Source organism: Acinetobacter vivianii (assembly GCF_014635885.1).
Taxonomy (GTDB): Bacteria; Pseudomonadota; Gammaproteobacteria; order Pseudomonadales; family Moraxellaceae; genus Acinetobacter; species Acinetobacter vivianii.
In genome coordinates this window covers 1-589 of the sequence record NZ_BMDR01000024.1, presented here as the reverse complement: position 1 = coordinate 589, position 589 = coordinate 1, and the positions used below count along the sequence as shown (strand labels likewise).

Annotated in this window: 1 pseudogene; it reads right to left on the bottom strand. The window is 42.1% G+C overall.

Going from position 1 to position 589, the window contains the following annotated elements:
• A pseudogene (locus tag IEV36_RS18725) lies at positions 1-589 on the bottom strand (YadA-like family protein); the annotation flags it as partial.

The window sequence follows — 589 nt, the reverse complement described above, 5'->3', positions numbered from 1 at the left end:
TGGGCCATCTTTGATGGTTAAGCCATTGTTGTTTAATACACTGTCGCCAGTCGTGATGCTGTCGAACTTCGCATCTTTCAACAATTCAATCTTGATACCATCTTCTGTGGTACGTGTGATTACATTCTCACCGCTGGTCTTGTCTTCTGCTGTTGCAGCATCAGCTCCACCTACGATGTTTAACTTGTCACCCAACTTACGATGAACATCTGCACCTGTATTACCAGCAAAGTTCAAGCCTTTGTTTTCCAACTCGGTCTTGGTGTTCGTGATCGTGTTGTCTAACTCAGTCTTGGTATCTGTGATCTGATTGGTTAACTGATCTTTAGTATTGGTGATCTGGTTACCCAAATCTTTCTTCGCGTCGTCTAACTTGTTGTTGGTATCAGTAATCTGATTACCCAAGTCTTTCTTCGCGTCATCTAACTTGTTGTTGGTATCGGTGATCTTGCCGTCTAAACCATCTTTAACATTGGTTAACTGGTCAACATTGACTGCATCTTTACCATTTACACCATCAGCAACGTTAGTAATTGTTTTATTACCCGCGTTGATGCCATCTTTAGTGATGCTTGGGCCATCTTTGATG